The 16,058-nt window shown below is 66.4% G+C and carries 14 protein-coding genes; 5 read left to right on the plus strand and 9 right to left on the minus strand.

Features of this window, described 5'->3' with window-relative positions:
• Window positions 1–13: 13 nt before the first annotated feature.
• The 6 genes from AC2S9W_RS17315 to AC2S9W_RS17340 form a co-directional block, all read right to left on the minus strand.
• Complete coding sequence (locus AC2S9W_RS17315) at window positions 14–826, minus strand: enoyl-CoA hydratase-related protein (protein ID WP_104959753.1); 813 nt, start codon at window positions 824–826, stop codon at window positions 14–16.
• Window positions 827–866: 40 nt separating this feature from the next.
• Window positions 867–2,066, minus strand: coding sequence for an acyl-CoA dehydrogenase family protein (locus AC2S9W_RS17320; protein WP_207797305.1), 1,200 nt, complete (start codon window positions 2,064–2,066; stop codon window positions 867–869).
• A 55-nt stretch (window positions 2,067–2,121) separates the two neighbouring features.
• Entirely contained in the window at window positions 2,122–4,389 is a 2,268-nt protein-coding gene (locus AC2S9W_RS17325; protein ID WP_067110645.1) for a TonB-dependent receptor, read from the minus strand.
• A gap of 97 nt (window positions 4,390–4,486) precedes the next feature.
• Window positions 4,487–5,590 carry a CaiB/BaiF CoA transferase family protein gene (locus AC2S9W_RS17330; protein ID WP_156483078.1) on the minus strand — a complete coding sequence of 368 codons (1,104 nt, stop codon included), beginning with the start codon at window positions 5,588–5,590 and terminating at the stop codon, window positions 4,487–4,489.
• A 105-nt stretch (window positions 5,591–5,695) separates the two neighbouring features.
• Window positions 5,696–6,487 carry an SDR family NAD(P)-dependent oxidoreductase gene (locus AC2S9W_RS17335; RefSeq protein ID WP_067110639.1) on the minus strand — a complete coding sequence of 264 codons (792 nt, stop codon included), beginning with the start codon at window positions 6,485–6,487 and terminating at the stop codon, window positions 5,696–5,698.
• Between the two features lie 13 nt (window positions 6,488–6,500).
• Complete coding sequence (locus tag AC2S9W_RS17340; protein WP_486571338.1) at window positions 6,501–7,307, minus strand: enoyl-CoA hydratase/isomerase family protein; 807 nt, start codon at window positions 7,305–7,307, stop codon at window positions 6,501–6,503.
• An 87-nt stretch (window positions 7,308–7,394) separates the two neighbouring features.
• Between AC2S9W_RS17340 and AC2S9W_RS17345 the strand changes: the two genes are divergently transcribed.
• From AC2S9W_RS17345 to AC2S9W_RS17365, 5 genes are all read left to right on the plus strand, one after another.
• A complete protein-coding gene (locus AC2S9W_RS17345; RefSeq protein WP_486571339.1) occupies window positions 7,395–7,787 on the plus strand; it encodes a Zn-ribbon domain-containing OB-fold protein in 393 nt (130 codons plus the stop codon).
• Window positions 7,787–8,938 carry a thiolase family protein gene (locus AC2S9W_RS17350; protein ID WP_424537924.1) on the plus strand — a complete coding sequence of 384 codons (1,152 nt, stop codon included), beginning with the start codon at window positions 7,787–7,789 and terminating at the stop codon, window positions 8,936–8,938. Before AC2S9W_RS17345 ends, AC2S9W_RS17350 begins: the two co-directional genes overlap by 1 nt.
• A 46-nt stretch (window positions 8,939–8,984) precedes the next feature.
• The gene (locus tag AC2S9W_RS17355; protein ID WP_486571340.1) at window positions 8,985–9,728 is read left to right on the plus strand and encodes a maleate cis-trans isomerase family protein; all 744 of its coding nucleotides are present in this window, start codon (window positions 8,985–8,987) and stop codon (window positions 9,726–9,728) included.
• Window positions 9,729–9,784: 56 nt separating this feature from the next.
• Window positions 9,785–10,975 carry a PhoPQ-activated protein PqaA family protein gene (locus tag AC2S9W_RS17360; RefSeq protein ID WP_486571341.1) on the plus strand — a complete coding sequence of 397 codons (1,191 nt, stop codon included), beginning with the start codon at window positions 9,785–9,787 and terminating at the stop codon, window positions 10,973–10,975.
• Window positions 10,976–11,144: 169 nt separating this feature from the next.
• Window positions 11,145–11,837 carry a TetR/AcrR family transcriptional regulator gene (locus tag AC2S9W_RS17365; RefSeq protein ID WP_083675123.1) on the plus strand — a complete coding sequence of 231 codons (693 nt, stop codon included), beginning with the start codon at window positions 11,145–11,147 and terminating at the stop codon, window positions 11,835–11,837.
• Window positions 11,838–12,077: 240 nt separating this feature from the next.
• On the opposite strand, the gene recA is transcribed toward AC2S9W_RS17365, so the two are convergent.
• From recA to AC2S9W_RS17380, 3 genes are all read right to left on the minus strand, one after another.
• Complete coding sequence (gene recA, locus AC2S9W_RS17370) at window positions 12,078–13,157, minus strand: recombinase RecA (RefSeq protein ID WP_104959756.1); 1,080 nt, start codon at window positions 13,155–13,157, stop codon at window positions 12,078–12,080.
• A gap of 116 nt (window positions 13,158–13,273) precedes the next feature.
• Complete coding sequence (locus tag AC2S9W_RS17375; protein WP_486571342.1) at window positions 13,274–13,624, minus strand: response regulator; 351 nt, start codon at window positions 13,622–13,624, stop codon at window positions 13,274–13,276.
• Window positions 13,617–16,049 (minus strand): hybrid sensor histidine kinase/response regulator, encoded by a 2,433-nt coding sequence (locus tag AC2S9W_RS17380; protein WP_486572099.1) that lies wholly within the window; start codon window positions 16,047–16,049, stop codon window positions 13,617–13,619. The genes AC2S9W_RS17375 and AC2S9W_RS17380 overlap by 8 nt, the downstream gene beginning before the upstream one ends.
• Between the last annotated feature and the right edge of the window lie 9 nt (window positions 16,050–16,058).

Below are 16,058 nucleotides of genomic sequence, written 5' to 3' on the forward strand. Positions count from 1 at the left end.
CGGCCGCGATACGTCAGCGTCCCCTGAAGACCGGCGGGCGCTTCTCCAGAAAGGCGCGGGGCCCCTCGACGGCATCGTCGGTGGCGTGGACCCGCGCCGAAAATTCGGTTTCGACCGCGAGCGCCTCCGTCTCTGGCAGGCCCAGCGTGGCGCGCACCGAGTTGCGCACCGCTTGTACCGCGAGCGGGCCGTTGGCGGCGATGCGGCTCGCGATGCGCATCGCCTCGTCCATGAGCAGCGCGGGATCGACGAGGCTGTTGACGAACCCATAGGCCCGCGCCTCCTCGGCCGAGATGGCCTCCCCGGTCAGCAGCATGTGCATCGCGTGGGCAAAGGGAATCTGGTCGCGCAGGCGCACCGTCGATCCGCCGCCGGGGAACAGCCCGACCTTGACCTCGGGAATGCCGAAGGTGGCGTGCGGGACCGCGACGCGGATGTCGCAGTTCATCACCAGCTCCATCCCGCCGGCCACCGCATGGCCGTTGACGGCCGCGATCAGGGGCTTTCCGATATCGGTCTTGAACGGTCCGCCGCTCTTGCGCCCACCTTCTTTGCGGATGTCCAGCCACCGCCTTTCCCATTCGGTTTCGGGTGCCCGCGCCCCCGTCATCAGCGGGATGACCGCGTCGAGGTCGCCTCCCGCGCAAAAGGCCTTGGTCCCGGCGCCGGTCAGGATGGCGACGCGCAGTTCGTCGGCGGCGCGGACATGCTCGAAGACGTCGATCAGCCGGACCGCCATTTCGGCATCCATCGCGTTGAGCCGTTCGGGGCGATTGAGCGTGATGACTGCTATCGAATCCCGGATTTCCAGATCCACGACTGCCATCGTCAAATCTCCCGGATCGGAGGGAAGCCGAACATCGGAATCATACCAGAATCCCAGGAATTTCCTCGCCAAGCAGCGCGGCTCCATGCAGTTCGAGGCGGGCGTCGAGGTCGAACACGATATGCGCCCCGACGGTGTTCACGTCACGCGCCGCCCGACCCAGTGGGCTGTCCTGAAAATGGCCGCTGGCGCCCGCCGCTTCGCAGACATAGGCGATGACGCTCTTCGACTGGTCGACGGCATGGGCAAGCTGCGTGGCCCAGCGCGTCCGGTCGACGCGCGTCGCGTCGTTACGCAGCCGCATGACGTCCTCGACCAGATGCCGCAGCAGCAGGTAGATCTGCTCGACCTGAACCTCGGCGCGGGCCAGTCGCATATAGCTTGCGGTGCCGACCCGGCGCGTTCCGCCTTCCGCCTTCCGCGCCAGCAGCCGTTCCTTGAACAGGCGCACGCTGTTGCGCGCCTGCCCCAACGCGGGCATCGCCGCCGCCAGCCCCAGCGTCGGCAGCATCGGCGTGCGGTAGAGCGGGTTCGGGTGGAGGCTTGCTCCGGGCGTGTTGCCCTCGATCATGTCGGGGAAGGACAGCATCCGGCCGTCGGGGATGAAGGCGTCCTCGATCAGCACGTCGTTGCTGCCGGTCGCCTGCATCCCGTCGACGAACCACGTGTCCTCCACCCGCACCTCCGATCGGGGCAAGGCAAAGAACATCGGCACCCGCTTGCCGTCCTCGCGCGTCACGATCGCCGCGGGCAGCACCCAGTCGGCGTGCATGATCCCCGTGCTCCACGACCAGCGCCCGTTCAGGCGATACCCTCCCTCGACGCGCGTCACCTGGCCGGTCGGGGACAGCATCGCCGGGGCCAGCGCATAGCTCCGGCTCGCGAACAGCTCTTCCTGGAACGCGCGGGGAAAGAGGCAGAATATCCAGACATGCTCGATATAGAAATTCGCGACCCAGGCCATCGACGCGTCGCCCTCGCTCAGCGCGAGTCCGACCTCGAAGAAGGTGTCGAGGTCGAACTCGAACCCGCCGTACACGCGCGGCGCCATCAGCTTGAAGATCTCCGCCTCCTCCAGCGCCCGGATGACCGTGTCGGTCGGGCGCCGCAGCGCCTCGGCCTCGCGCGCCTCCGCGGCCAGCAGCGCGGACAGGCGCTTCGCCCTCCCGACCAGTTCTTCCTTCGTGGTGGCCGGTGCTTTCGCGCCGGGCGCCTCGCGAGCCAAAGTCTCTGCCGTCATCATGTCACTCCGTGGTCCCCGCGAGCGCCCGGATGTCGGGGCTCGCGATCATCCTTCACCGAAACTTGAACTGCAATTGCACCGCGATCGTCCGCGGCGGGTCGACATATTGCTCGTAATTGTTGCCGAGGATGTTCGACAGCGGGATGTCGTCGCCGAAATGCGCGGTCGTCTTGTCGGTCAGATTCTTGCCCACCAGCGCGAGCGAAAACGCCTCGTTCGGCGACGTCAGCGTGATCGACGCGTCGAGCTTGGTGAACGCCCGCTGCGCCACAAAGGGATCGAGGTCGCCCGCGGTGAAGAAGGAACCGCTGTGGAACAATTGCCCGTCGACCGAATAGGTCCAGCCGCCGGCGAGCCCGTCCTCCCAGCGCGCATTGAGCGTGCCGGAGAATTTCGGCGCATAGGGCAGCCGCTTTCCGGTCAGGTTGCAGGTCGTGCCCTGGCCGAACGGACAGGGACCGGCCGGATAGGAATCATATTCCGATTTCAGATAGGTCGCGGACACGCCCAGCGTCAGCCGGTCCGACGCGGCGAACTGGGCCTGCGCCTCGACACCCGCGGAGGTGGCCGCCGCCGCATTGCCGACGATCAGCGCCGCGACACCGTCGAAGATGCTGACCTGCAGATTGTCGTACTGGCTATAGAAGGCCGCGACCTGCCCGCGCAGCCGCCGGTCGGCGCTTTCGCCCTTGATGCCGATCTCGAAACTGTCGACCTTCTCGTCGTCGAAGATGATCGCGTTCAGCTTGCCCTTGGTGTCCCCCTCGTCGAAGCCGCCGGCCTTGAAGCCCTGCGTGTAGGAGGCATAATACATCACGTCGCCCGGCTTGTAGCGCAGCGTCAGCGCGAGCGAATGGTTGTTCGTGCTGCGTTCGATGTCGTTCAGCTGATGCGGCACGCCGAGCCCGATCGCCGAGAAGATCGTCAGATTGGGATTGGGCGTCAGCGAGCCGAGGTCGGAGAAATAGAATCGCTTGTCCATCCCCTTCCTGTCGTGGGTGTAGCGATAGCCGGCGACGAGCGAAAGCGCATCGGTGGCGTTGATCGTGCCCTCGGCAAAGACCGACCAGTTGTCCGTCGTCTGCCGGAAATTCTGCACGCGCGTGCCGCTGCCGAACGGCAGCGGGGTCTGCGAGAAATTCAGGAACGCCAGCTTGTCGCTGCGCAGCTTTTCCGACGACAGATAGACACCCCCCTGATATTCGAACACCCCGCCCGATGCCGACGCCAGCCGCAGTTCCTGCGCCCACGACCGCCAGCTCTGATCCCATAGCTGATGGATCAGGTCGAGCGGCGTGAAATCGCTGTCGAAAGCATAATCGACGTCATAGCCGGCATAGCTGGTGACGCTGGTCAGGGTGTGCGAGCCGAGGTCGAGCGTCGCGGTGAGGTTGGCGTTGTACGTGGACGCATCCTCGAACTCCCGGTTGAAGCGGTTGGCCACCCCGGGCCCCGACTTGCGATAGTTCAGCTCATATTCGGCGTTGGGATCGATCGGCTGGATCAGTTGCCGCAAAGTCGGCGACGCCTTGCTGATCTGCGCGCGCCCGCCCCGCATCCGCGCCTTGCCATATTCGCCTTTCAGCAGGACCTCCAACCGGTCCGTCGGGTTCCACGCCAGCGTCGCGCGCCCCACCCAGTCGCGCCGCCGCGGCTCGTCGGTGCCCAGGAATGTGTTCTTGACGAAACCGTCGGTGATATAGGAGCGGACCACCACCCGCGCCGCGAGCGTGTCGGACAGCGGCCCCGACAGGATGCCGGTGGTGCGGAACGTCCCGAACTGCGGCTCGATATATTCCTGGATCGACGCCTCGAACGTGTCGGTCGGCTTGCGCGTCGTGATGTTCAGCGCGCCGCCGATCGTGTTCTTGCCGAACAGGATCGGCTGCGGCCCCTTCAGCACCTCGATGCGGTCGACGTCGAGGAAGGCGTGCCGCGACGACTGGCCGCGTCCGAAATAGACGCCGTCGACGAAGGTGCCGACCGACATTTCGAAACCCTGGTTCTCGCCCGAACCGATCCCGCGAATGAACAGCAGGTCGCCGACCGGGGTGGGCGTCACCGACACGCCGGGCACCGCCTTCAGCGCTTCGCCGAGCATCTGGACGCCCTGCTTGTCGAGGCTCTGTCCCCCGACGACCGCGACCGATACCGGCACGTCGAGCAGATTCTCCTCGCGCTTCCGCGCCGTGACGATGATCTCGTCGAGGCCGCTGCCCGATGCGTCGGCGCGCGCCGACTGCCCGGTTCCGGCGTCCTGCGCGAACGCGGCGGGGGATTGGAGCGACAGCGCCAGCGCCGTCGCCGTCAGGAGTCCCATTCTGGCCTTGATGGTATACGCAACAGACATCTCTTCCCTCCCCAATGTCAGGACCATATGCGCGGCCCTTGTTCCCAATTATCCATCTGATTTTATGTTATGATTTCTCTCTTCCGATCAGGTCCGGATCGTGCTGGCCGATCGGCGGCGCCGGATGGCGGATCGTCGTCGGCGTGCGCGAGAATTTGACCGATGGGCCGGTGAGCTTCGCCTCCACCCCGTCGGACAGGCGCACGGCTTGCAACATGTCGCGCGCGGCGATGTGCGGCTCGGCGGCGACGTCGGCGTAGGTATTGACGCGCGTGACGGCCAATCCGCGCGCCGAAAAGGCGGCGATGACCTCGTCCACGGGGCGCGGCGCGCACCAGCCCGCGAGCAGGCCGTTCAACTCTTCGCGGCGTTCGAGCCGTTCGGCGAGCTTCAGACCCGACAGGTCGGGCCGGCCGATCAGTTCGGCCATCGCATCCCAGTGCGTATCGAGCAGCGTCGCGATATAGGCGTGGCCGTCGGCGCACGGATAGGTGTTGGCCGGCATCGCCTTCAGGAACTGGTTGCCCGTCTTGGGCAGGTCGAGCCCATAGGCGCCGACGGTCAGATTCCCGTTGCTGGTATAGAGCAGGCAGTCGGTCAGCGCGACGTCGACATGCTGCCCCTCGCCGGTGCGATCGCGATGGCGCAGCGCCGCGAGCAGCCCCAGCGCCGCATGCAGGCCGGCGAGGTCGTCCGCCAGATAGGTCGGCGCCTTCAACGGCCCCGCTCCCGGCTCACCCGCCACCGACGTCCAGCCGCAGTAATTCTGGGCGATCGGGTCGTAACAGGCCCGGTCCGACAGCGGCCCGAACTGCCCGAAGCCGCTGATCGAAACATAGACGATGTCGGGCTTGACCTTCGCGATGTCGCGATAGCCCAGGCCCCATTTGGCAAGGGTTCCGGGCTTGAAATTCTCGATCAGGACGTCCGCCTGTTCGCACAGCTTCAGGAACGCCGCCTTGTCGTCCGGGTCGCGGACGTCGAGGGCGACATTCTGCTTGTTCCGGTTCACCGTCTCGTGCTGGACCATCAGGTCCGAACCGGGGATGCCGTGCGGCTGGCGCCGCATCACTTCGCCCGCCGGATGCTCGACCTTGATGACCCGGGCGCCGAAGTCGGCGAGGATGCAACCGGCCATCGGGCCGGCCCACGACGTCGTCAGCTCGATCACGGTCAGGCCCTGGCACGGGCCGGTGCAATCGTGTCGCGCGTCTCTGTAGAACTCGGCCTTTTCCAAAATCTCTCTCCCGATCCGTTTCCGCAGAGCTTTTGCCGTCTACAGAGCGAAGGAATAGCCCCCATTGACGGGGTAGGTTTGCCCGGTGATCCAGCTTGCCGCGTCCGACGCGAGGAAAAGCGCCATGTTGGCGATATCCTCCGGCTCGCCGAACCGCCGGATCACATATTGGCCGAGCATCCGGCGGGCGCGTTCCGGGTCCTCGGTGACGTCGGCCACGCCCGGCGTGCGCGTCGTCGCGATGGCGATATTGTTCGCCGTCACCCCGTGACGTCCCATCGTTCTGGCAACCGCGCGCGTGAAGCCCGCCGCGCCGGCCTTCGCCGCGGAATAGATTTCGAGACCCGGTTCGCCGACCCGTCCGGCATCGGATACGATCGTGACCAGCCGGCCGAATTTCCGCTCCATCATCGCCGGCAGTACGGCACTGGAGCAGTTCAGCACGCCGTACAGATTGACGCCCAGAAAGGCGTCCCACGTCGCCCGGGATGCCGACCAGAATGGTGCCGGTTCGACCTCGTCCGGCTTCGCCCCCATGTTCCCCGCATTGTTGACGAGGATATCGACCGGACCGAACGCCTCCGCGGCCTTCGCTACCATCGCCTCCACGGCATCGCGGTCGGTCACGTCCGCCGCGATGCCGACCGCTTCGCCCCCCAGCGCGCGAACCTCTTCCGCAACCGCCTCCGCGCGGTCGGCGCGGAAATCATTGACGACGACTGCCCGGGCTCCCGCTCCGGCAAAATGCAGGGCGATCCGGCGGCCGACGCCCTGCCCCGCTCCGGTGACGAGGCATGTGCGCCCTTCCAATGTCAGAATCTGCCGGTTCAACGCTATCCCCCCTTCAGCGCGCCGTCGTCTTTTGCGGAGAGAATATCCCCGCATAGACGGCATCGTTCGTCATCGAACGCTCACGAAAATCGTCGCGCTCCTCCTTCGATCCCATGTCGCGGACGACCCGGCGCTCCATCGCCAGTCCCTCCGCGAGCGGCAGGTCGAGCGACCGGTTGAGGAGCGCCTTGCCGGCCGCGAGGGCATAGGGCGCCTTGCCGACGAGTTGCGCCACCAGATCCTCGACGCACCGGTCGAGCGCCTCTCTCGATGCGACCGCCGTCACCAGGCCGACCGCTAGCGCCTCGCGCGCACTCAGCGAGCCGCCGAGCAGGATCAGTTCCTTGGCCTTGGCGAGCCCGACCAGCCGCGGCAGGCGCTGCGTGCCGCCGGCCCCGGGCAGCGCGCCGAAGCGGATTTCGGGAAGGCCGATCTTCGCGTCGTCCACCATGATGCGGAAATCGCAGGCGAGCGCGATTTCACAGCCGCCCCCCATTGCGGCGCCGTTGATGACCGCGATGACCGGCTTCGCCACCGCCTCGATATGGCTGACGAAATCCCGGCGCGGATCGCCCGTGACGCCTTCTTCGGTGATCATGTCCTCGATCTCGCGCAGGTCGGCGCCGCCGCAGAAATGCTTTTCGCCCGCACCGGTCACCAGGATGCACGCGATCTCGCGATCGGCCTCGAGTTCGTCGAGCGCGTCGTTGAAATCGACCGTGAGCTGCATGGTGATCGTGTTGGCGCGCGCCGGACGGTCGAGGATGATCGTCGCGATCGCCCCGCTACGCTCGATACGGATCGGCCTGGCCTGTTGCAAAACCCACTCCCATGTATTGCTTGACTGAGGAATTTAATAATCTCATATTATCCAAGTCAACACATTTTTTGAAACGGGGGAAAAGCTTTGGCGGGGCTCTTTTTGGAAGGCGAGCCGAACCCGGCGCTCAGGGGGCAGGAATGCGAAGGCTGCGGCCGCGTCGCCTTTCCGCCCAATCCCTACGGCTGCGAAAAATGCGGGGCGCCGGCCGCGAAGCTGGTCGACCGCCCGCTGGCCGGGCGGGGGCGCATCGTGGCATTCGTGACGACGACCCACGCGAACCGGCGCGATTTGTCGGTGCCCTATACGGTGGCGTCGATCGCGCTCGACGATGGCCCGGTCATTCGGGCGATCATGACCGACTCGACCGGCGAATCGCTCGCCGCAGGCGATGCGGTCGAAACCGTGCTCGTCGAGCGAGCGGCGGACGAGGAAAGCACCGACCGCGTCCTGCGGTTCCAGAAGCGCGAGGCGGCGTGATGCGCCGGCCGCTGCGCGATTATCGCCCCGTCCATGTCGTCGGGATCGGCCTCCATCGGTTCCAGCCGCTCAGCGAGACGACCTATGTCGAACTCGGCCTGACGGCGATTCGCGAGGCGATGGCCGATGCCGGGATCGTCTTTTCCGCCATCGACTCCGCCTATTGCGGGACGGCGCTGCTCGGCATGGCGCCCAGCCGTGCGATGCTGAGGCATCTCGGGGCCTCGGGCCTGCCGATCACCCAGGTCGAAAATGCCTCGGCTTCGGGATCGACGGCCGTGCGTCAGGCGGTTCTCGAAGTCGCCAGCGGCATGGCGGACGTGTCGCTCGCGATCGGGCTCGACAAACCCGCCCCGATCCGCCTCGCCCACGAAGCGGCGGGCGTTCCCGATCTAGTCAACGCCTATGCCTCGCCTTTCACGCATTTCGCGCTGCTCGCCGACGATTATATGCGCCGGTACGGGGTCACCGCCGAACAGGTTGCCCGGGTCGCGGAAAAGAATTTCCGAAACGCATCGAAGAACCCCCACGCGCACCGGCAAAAGGGCTATTCGCTCGCGGAGATATTGTCCGGCCCCAATATCTCCGGCCCCCTGACCCGGCTGCAATGCTGCCCGATCGGGGAAGGCGCCGCCGCCGTGATCGTCGCGTCCGACGACGCCATCGCGCGGCTCGGCCTCTCTCGCGCGCGCAGCGTCCGGGTCCTCTCGTCGACGTCGCGCTCGGAGCGGGTTTACGACCCCGGCGCCGATCCCGACACCGAGCTGACCCGTGAAACGCTGGCCATGAGCTGCGCGGAAGCGGGCGTTTCACCCGGCGACCTCGACGTCGTCGAATTTCACGACGGCTTCTCGATCGAGGAGCTGCTCTACGTCGAGGCGCTGGGCGTCTGCCCGCCCGGGCAGGCCGCCGGACAACTGGCGCGCGGCGATTTCGACATCGGCGGGCGCGTTGCGATCAATCCCTCGGGCGGCCTTCTGGCGATGGGGCATCCTATCGGTCCGACCGGCGTCGGCCAGATTTGCGAGATCGCGCGCCAACTCCGCGGCGAAGCCGGCCCGCGCCAGCATCCGGGGGCCCGCCTCGGGCTCGCCCATATGGTCGGCATCGGCTCGGTGTGCGTCGTCCACATCCTTTCGGCCGCCGATTGACCCCGGCTCGCACCGGTCCGTCAGCATCAGTCAACAGGAATCACCCATGCGCATTGGTCAGATCGTTCCCAGTTCCAACACCACGATGGAAACAGAAATTCCCGCCATCCTGCGCGGGCGCGAGCGCCTGCATCCCGGCGATCGCTTCACCTTTCATTCGAGCCGGATGCGGATGAAGCAGGTCACCAGGGAAGAACTCGCGGCGATGGATCGCGACAGCCTGCGCTGCGCGGCGGAACTGGCCGACGCCGCCGTCGACGTGGTCGGCTATGCCTGCCTCGTCGCGATCATGAGCATGGGCCGCGGCTATCACTGCGCCAGCCAGGACGCGCTGCAGGCGCGAATGCGCGAGGAAGGCCACGCCGCGCCGGTCATCACCTCGGCCGGCGCCCTCGTCGACGAACTCAGTCTGGCGGGCATCCGGTCGGTCGCGATCGTGACCCCCTATATGCCGGCGCTGACCGCGCTGGTCGTCGATTATATCGAGGATCAGGGCATCCGCGTGGTCGACGCGATCGCGCTGGCGATCCAGGACAATCTCGAGGTCGGGCGCCGCGATCCGATGGCGCTGGTCGACGATGTGGACCGGCTCCGGATCGATGGCGCCGACATGGTGGTCCTGTCCGCCTGCGTGCAGATGCCGTCGCTCGCCGCGGTCCCCGTCGTCGAGGACAAGCTCGGCCTGCCGGTGACGTCGGCCTCCATCTGCACCGCCAGATCCATGCTGCGGTCGCTCGGCCTCGAACCCGTCGCGCCGGACGCCGGATTCATGCTGGCCACCCCCGACTGACGCCGCCTCCATCGCCACCGCAAGGTCACCGAACCCGCAACCGAAAGGCCACGATCATGGCAAAAGACTACCAAAAACCCACCACCACCCCTATTCTCATCGCATTCACCGAGGCGCAGCAGTCGCGCGAAACCTACGGCGGCGGGGTGGCGAACGTAGTCCTGCAGGGCATGCATCTGCGGCGCCCCGACGCCACCCGCGACACCGTACTCCTCTTCATGCACCCCACAGCGACGCTCGACACACTGCCGCTGCCGCGCGAGCTGGCGCGGCGCGGCGTTCCGGTGCTTGCGTGCGGCAGCCGCTATCCGCACAACGACAGCGCACTGATCATGGAGAAGGTGCTCGTCGACCTTGGTCACTATGTCCGATATGCCCGCGAACGACTGGGCTACAGGACGGTCATTCTCGCTGGCTGGAGCGGCGGGGCCTCGCTTTCGGTCTTCTATCAGTCGCAAGCCCAGAATCCGACGATCACGGCGACGCCGTGCGGCCATGCGATCGACCTGTCGGGGCTTCAGCCGGCCGATGCGATCATGCAGCTTGCCGCCCATTCGGCGCGTGCGCGGATCATGACCGAGTCGATGGATGCTGCGCTGCGCAGCGAAGGCGACCCGACCGATCGCAACGCCGCCTTCGACCTCTATGACTGCATCAACGGGCCGAAGCCGCCCTATGCCCCCGATTTCGTCGCGGCCTATCGCGCGGCGCAGATCGGCCGCAACCAGCGGATTACGGCGCGGGTGCGCGAGACGCTAGACGCGCTGAAGCGGCGCGGTTCGGCCGATCAGGAACGATGCTTCGTGACCCACGGCACCATGGCGGACCCCCGGTGGCTCGACCCCACGCTCGACGCCAACGGGAGAGCTCCCGGAATCTGCTACCTCGGCGAACCGGAGGCCGTGAACAACGGCCCCATCGGGCTGGCGCGGTTCGCGACCCTGCGAAGCTGGCTTTCGCAATGGAGCATCGACGAATCGCGCGCGAACACGGAGCTTCAGGGGCCGCATGTCACGGTTCCCGCGCTGGTGATCGCCAATGCCGCCGACGACTGCTGCCCGCCTTCGCACACCGACACCATCTATCGCAGCCTCGGCGGTCCGAAGGAGCTGCACACCATCCCCGGTGCCAATCATTATTACATCGGCCAGCGGGAGCAGTTGGATGCCGCCATCACACTGATCATCGACTGGCTTCGGAAGGGCGGCCTGCTCGAAGGCCTGCCTGACGCCTCTGGAGGGGGGTGAGGGGGGGTAGCGCGCCGCTGCCCCCCCTCTTCCCTCCGCCGCGGGCGCGCCCGACGTTGCGTCGCGCACAACTGTATCTTAAACGACGGGCATTCGCGAAACGGGGCGCGAGGGGCGCTGATACCGCCAGCGCGGCCCGTGCGACTGATAGAGGTGGGACAATAGTCCATTGACCAGTATATCTGCAGACGGCGCAAAAGCCGAGACGAGCCCGCAGCGCGCACCCCAGCGGCGCAAGCGGCGGGAGCAGCAGCGCGCGATCGAGACCAAACAGGCCATCCTCGCAGCGGCGCTGCGCGAGTTCGCCGACAAGGGATTCGACGGCGCCAGCACGCGGGAGATCGCCGACAAGGCCGACGTCAACCACCGTTTGATCGGGCATCATTTCGGCAACAAGGAATTGCTGTGGGAAGCCACAGCCAAATATGTTTTCGGCGAATATGTCGCGCAGCAGCGAAAGCGATATCAGGGCCTGGACGGGGTCGATCAGCCCATCCTGCTGCGTCTGATGCTGCGCGAGTTCATCCTGTTCAGCGCCAAGGTTCCCCAACTCCACCGCTTCATGGTCCAGGCCAACGAAGGCGGGCAGAAGCGGCTGGAATGGCTGATCAAGAATCATCTCGCGCCCGGCATCGCCATGGACCTGATGATTTTGCGAAAGGCGCAGGAGGAAGGCATGCTTCGCAGCGGCGACCCGATGCACCTGCGCTATCTATTCATCGGAGCGGCCACGTCGGTGTTCACGCTGTCCGAAGAATATCAATTCATGTCAAAGCAGAATCCCTTCGATGAGGATTTCATCGAAAATCACATCGAAATGGTTCTGTCGCTTTTCCTGACGCCGAAAGACAACGCGCCCTAATCATCCTTAGGGGGATTTCCAGATCAGGTAGCCGACAGGTTCACAAAAACCTTGCGGAACCCCCCGTCGGGGGCCGGTAGACTACCAGCGCGAACAATGCGAAGGCGCCGAGAGGCGCATCAACGGCGGGCGGGCCGACCTACTTCAAGAGAAGAACTTGCAGGCCCAGAGGGCGTGGACCCGCCGCCGCCGGCCGGCCGGCCCGGAAAACGGGACCGGCCGAACGGGAGACGGATACGATCAGAGATCGTCGTCTTCCCCGTCGTCGGGACCGGTCATCATCTCTTCCGCCACGGCATCGGTGCGACCGCGGATCGCGCTTTCGAGCCGCTGCATCAGCTCGGGATTCTCGCTCAGGAAATTCTTCGCATTCTCGCGGCCCTGCCCGATTCGGATCGAATCATAGCTGAACCAGGCGCCCGATTTCTCGACCAGCCCGGCCTTGACGCCGAGGTCGAGGATCTCGCCGATCTTCGAAATGCCCTGACCGTACATGATGTCAAACTCGACCTGCTTGAACGGCGGCGCGACCTTGTTCTTGACCACCTTGACACGCGTCGTGTTGCCGACGATCTCGTCGCGGTCCTTGATCTGCCCGGTGCGGCGAATGTCGAGGCGGACCGAGGCATAGAATTTGAGTGCGTTGCCGCCGGTCGTCGTCTCGGGATTCCCGTACATCACGCCGATCTTCATGCGCAGCTGGTTAATGAAGATCACCATGCAGCGCGAACGGCTGATCGACCCGGTGAGCTTGCGCAGGCTCTGCGACATCAGCCGTGCCTGCAGGCCGACATGACTGTCGCCCATCTCGCCCTCAATCTCTGCGCGCGGAACGAGCGCCGCGACCGAATCGACGACGAGCACATCGATCGCGTTCGAACGCACCAGCGTGTCGACGATCTCGAGCGCTTGCTCACCGGTGTCGGGCTGCGACACGATCAGTTCGTCGATGTCGACGCCAAGCTTCTTCGCATAAACGGGATCGAGCGCATGTTCGGCGTCGACGAAGGCCGCGGTGCCGCCCATCTTCTGCGCCTCAGCGATGCAATGCAGCGCAAGCGTAGTCTTGCCCGAGCTTTCGGGGCCATAGATTTCGATGACGCGCCCGCGCGGCAGGCCGCCGACCCCCAGCGCGATGTCGAGCCCGAGCGAACCGGTCGAGATCGCCTCGACCTGCATCGCCTCCTTCGAGCCGAGCTTCATCACCGAGCCCTTGCCGAAGGCGCGGTCGATCTGCGCCAATGCGGCGTCGAGCGCCTTCTGTCTGTCTGGTCCGTTCACTGATTTCCCCGATTCGACGAGTGACAATTGTCCGGCCATTTGCCGTCCCTTTCCTGCTCTAGAGCGAGCGCAGAGGCATCGCAACGCTCTACCTTTGTGCCACATTTGTTCTATAGGAACAAGAGGGGAACAAAATAATTTGGTGAGCGGAAAGGCTACCCGGTGAAGAACGCGCTCAGGGCCGCCTCGATCTCCGCGAGGCGGAAGGGTTTGGTCACCATCGTCCGGTGCGCGTGCGCGGGCGGGATGATGTCGCCACCGCCGGTGGTGAAGGCAAAGGGAATCGCCCGCGCCGCCAGCGCATCGGCCACCGGCCATCCCTTGGTTTCGCCTAGGTTGATGTCGATCAGTGCCGCTGCAACCGGTTGCGCGTCGAGCACCGCAAACGCCTCCTCGATCGACGTCGCCTGCGCGGGCTCGGGAAAGCCGAGCGCTTCGAGCATGTCGACGAGCATCATGCCGATCAGCACGTCGTCCTCGACCAGCAGGACCAGCCGATCATCCATCATCGGACACCCGGTGCGCGGCATCGTCGAGCGCCGCCGAAACAGCTTCGGCAAGTTGCGCTACGGAAAAGGGCTTGGGCAGGAAGGCGACATGATCGATATCGATCGACTGGCGAAGTTGCTCCTCGGCATAGCCCGACATGAAGAGCACAGGCAGCGCCGGCCGCTTCGCACGCATCGCGCGGACCATCGTCGGACCGTCCATCGTCGGCATCACGACGTCGCTGATCACCAGATCAACCTTGTCCATGCCCGCGAACCGCTCGAGCCCCTCCTCGCCCTGCGACGCTGTGACGACGCTGTAGCCCGCGCGGGTCAACGCGCGTTCGGCGACGGCGCGGACCATGTCCTCGTCCTCGACCAGCAGGAGGGTGCCTGTGCCCCATTGGGACTTCTTTGCGCGGATCGGAGCGGCGGGAACGGCGGGGGCGCCGCTGCCGGGAACGGCGGGCGCGCCGCTGCCGGAGACGGCGGGGGCGGGGGCGGCGGTGCGGTGGACGGGCAGGTAGATGGTGAAGCTCGTCCCCTCGCCGGGCCGGCTGTCGGCGAAGATGAAGCCCGCCGACTGCTTGATGATGCCATAGACCGTCGACAGGCCCAGCCCCGTCCCCTTGCCGACGTCCTTGGTGGTGAAGAAGGGTTCGAAGATCTTTGGCAGCACGTCGGCGGGAATGCCCGCGCCGGTATCGCTGACCTTGAGCGCACTGTAATCGGCGGGCGGCATGAACTCGTTGCCCATCTGCCGCACCTCGGCCGCCGACACCGGATAGGTCTCGATCGTCAGCGTGCCGCCGCCGGGCATCATCGCATCGCGCGCGTTGACGGCGAGGTTGATGATCACCTGTTCGAGCTGGACCGGGTCGGCGCGCACCGCGCCGAGCCCGCGGCCGTGATGGACCGCAAGCTGGACCGTGTCGCCCATCAGCCGCCTGAGCAGGTGCGACACCTCCGAAATCACGTCGGGAAGCTGCAATATCTGGGGCCGCAGCGTCTGCTGGCGCGAGAAGGCGAGCAATTGCCGCGTCAGGCTGGCGGCACGATTCGCGTTGCTGCGGATATGCTGGATATCGTCATAGTCGCTGTCGCCCGGCGTGTGGCGCATCAGCATCAGGTCGCAGCTTCCGAGCACCGCGGTCAGGATATTGTTGAAATCATGCGCGACGCCGCCCGCGAGCTGGCCGACCGCCTGCATCTTCGACTGCTGCGCGACCTGGCGCTTGAGCCGCGTCTCCTCGCTCGAATCCTTGAGGCTGAGCAGCACCGCCGCCTCGCCCAGCCCGCGCACGCCGACGACGCGCATCGACACCGGCTCGTCGCCCTGCCCGACGAGGCGGATCGACAGATCGCCGCCGACCTGCTGGCCGCTGCTGTGGCGGCGGATCATGTCGGCGAGCGGCCCCTTGTCCTCGCCGACGACGAGGTCGCCGGGGTAGCGCGGCATCCGGCCATCGGCCACCCCCGCCGCGCGCCCGAAGGCGCGGTTCATGTAGAGGAACCGCCCGTCGCGATCGACGAGCGCGAGCCCGAAGGGGAGCAGCGACAGCAAGGTCTCGATATAGGTCTGCGCGGTGCCGCGGTCGGCGGGCCCGACCTCCTCGTCGATCAGCGCGAGCAGCAGCGGGCCGGCGGGATCGGCCGGCGCCAGCGGAATCTGGAGCATCCGCACCGGCGGAGCCCGGTCGCCCTCGCGCGCGAAGGTCAGCCCGCCCGAATCGTCGAGCCGCAGCATCGCCGCCACGTCGCGCCCGGCATAATGACTTGCATCGCTCTCGCCGAGCGCCCGGAGCAGAAAGGCTTGGTTGGCGACGCGCAGCCGGCCCTCGGCATTGACCAGCGCCGTCATCACCCCCGCCTGCCCGAGCGTCCGGCCCGCCGGTCCTTCGAGGTGGCGGAGGATCTCCGACGCAAGGTCGAGGCGGTCGATCGCCGCGAAGCGCCAGACCAGATAATCGTCGGCCTGCCCGGTGCGATTGACCTGCGCGCGCAGCGGCAGCGCGCCGACCTTCAGATCGTCGACGCGCCCTTCGCCGTCGCGCCACGCCGCGCGGCCGGCGTTCTTCAGCGCCTCGGCGCCGCGCCCGTCGAGCGGCAGGCCGGGCGGGGTCACGAAACCGCCCATCCAGGTCGCGAACAGATCGTTGGCGCAGACGAGGCGCCCTGCCCGGTCGGTCACCGCGATCGCGACATCGTCGTGATCGACCGCCTGGCGCAGCATCGTCCAGTCGGGCGCCGCCGCCTCGCTGGCTCCCACGGCGGGAAAGACCCGGCGCAGCAACAGAACGCCGCCCGCCGCGACGGCAAGACCCGCGAGAAAACCCGCCGCCAGCACGGCATCGCGCGTCGCCCAGAAGAGAAGCCCGACCGACAGCAGCACCAGCCCACCGAGCAGCGCCACGTCGAATCGCGACAATCCCGAAGGCACCAGCGCCGCCGC

The organism is Sphingopyxis sp. 550B (assembly GCF_057401805.1).

Excerpts from the sequence above, each read along its gene's own strand:
- AC2S9W_RS17315 (WP_104959753.1), bottom strand. The coding sequence starts at position 826 with ATGGCAGTCGTGGATCTGGAAATCCGGGATTCGATAGCAGTCATCACG.
- AC2S9W_RS17320 (WP_207797305.1), bottom strand. The coding sequence starts at position 2,066 with ATGACGGCAGAGACTTTGGCTCGCGAGGCGCCCGGCGCGAAAGCACCG.
- AC2S9W_RS17325 (WP_067110645.1), bottom strand. The coding sequence starts at position 4,389 with ATGGGACTCCTGACGGCGACGGCGCTGGCGCTGTCGCTCCAATCCCCC.
- AC2S9W_RS17350 (WP_424537924.1), top strand. The coding sequence starts at position 7,787 with ATGCGCCGGCCGCTGCGCGATTATCGCCCCGTCCATGTCGTCGGGATC.
- AC2S9W_RS17355 (WP_486571340.1), top strand. The coding sequence starts at position 8,985 with ATGCGCATTGGTCAGATCGTTCCCAGTTCCAACACCACGATGGAAACA.
- AC2S9W_RS17360 (WP_486571341.1), top strand. The coding sequence starts at position 9,785 with ATGGCAAAAGACTACCAAAAACCCACCACCACCCCTATTCTCATCGCA.
- recA (WP_104959756.1), bottom strand. The coding sequence starts at position 13,157 with ATGGCCGGACAATTGTCACTCGTCGAATCGGGGAAATCAGTGAACGGA.
- AC2S9W_RS17375 (WP_486571342.1), bottom strand. The coding sequence starts at position 13,624 with ATGGATGATCGGCTGGTCCTGCTGGTCGAGGACGACGTGCTGATCGGC.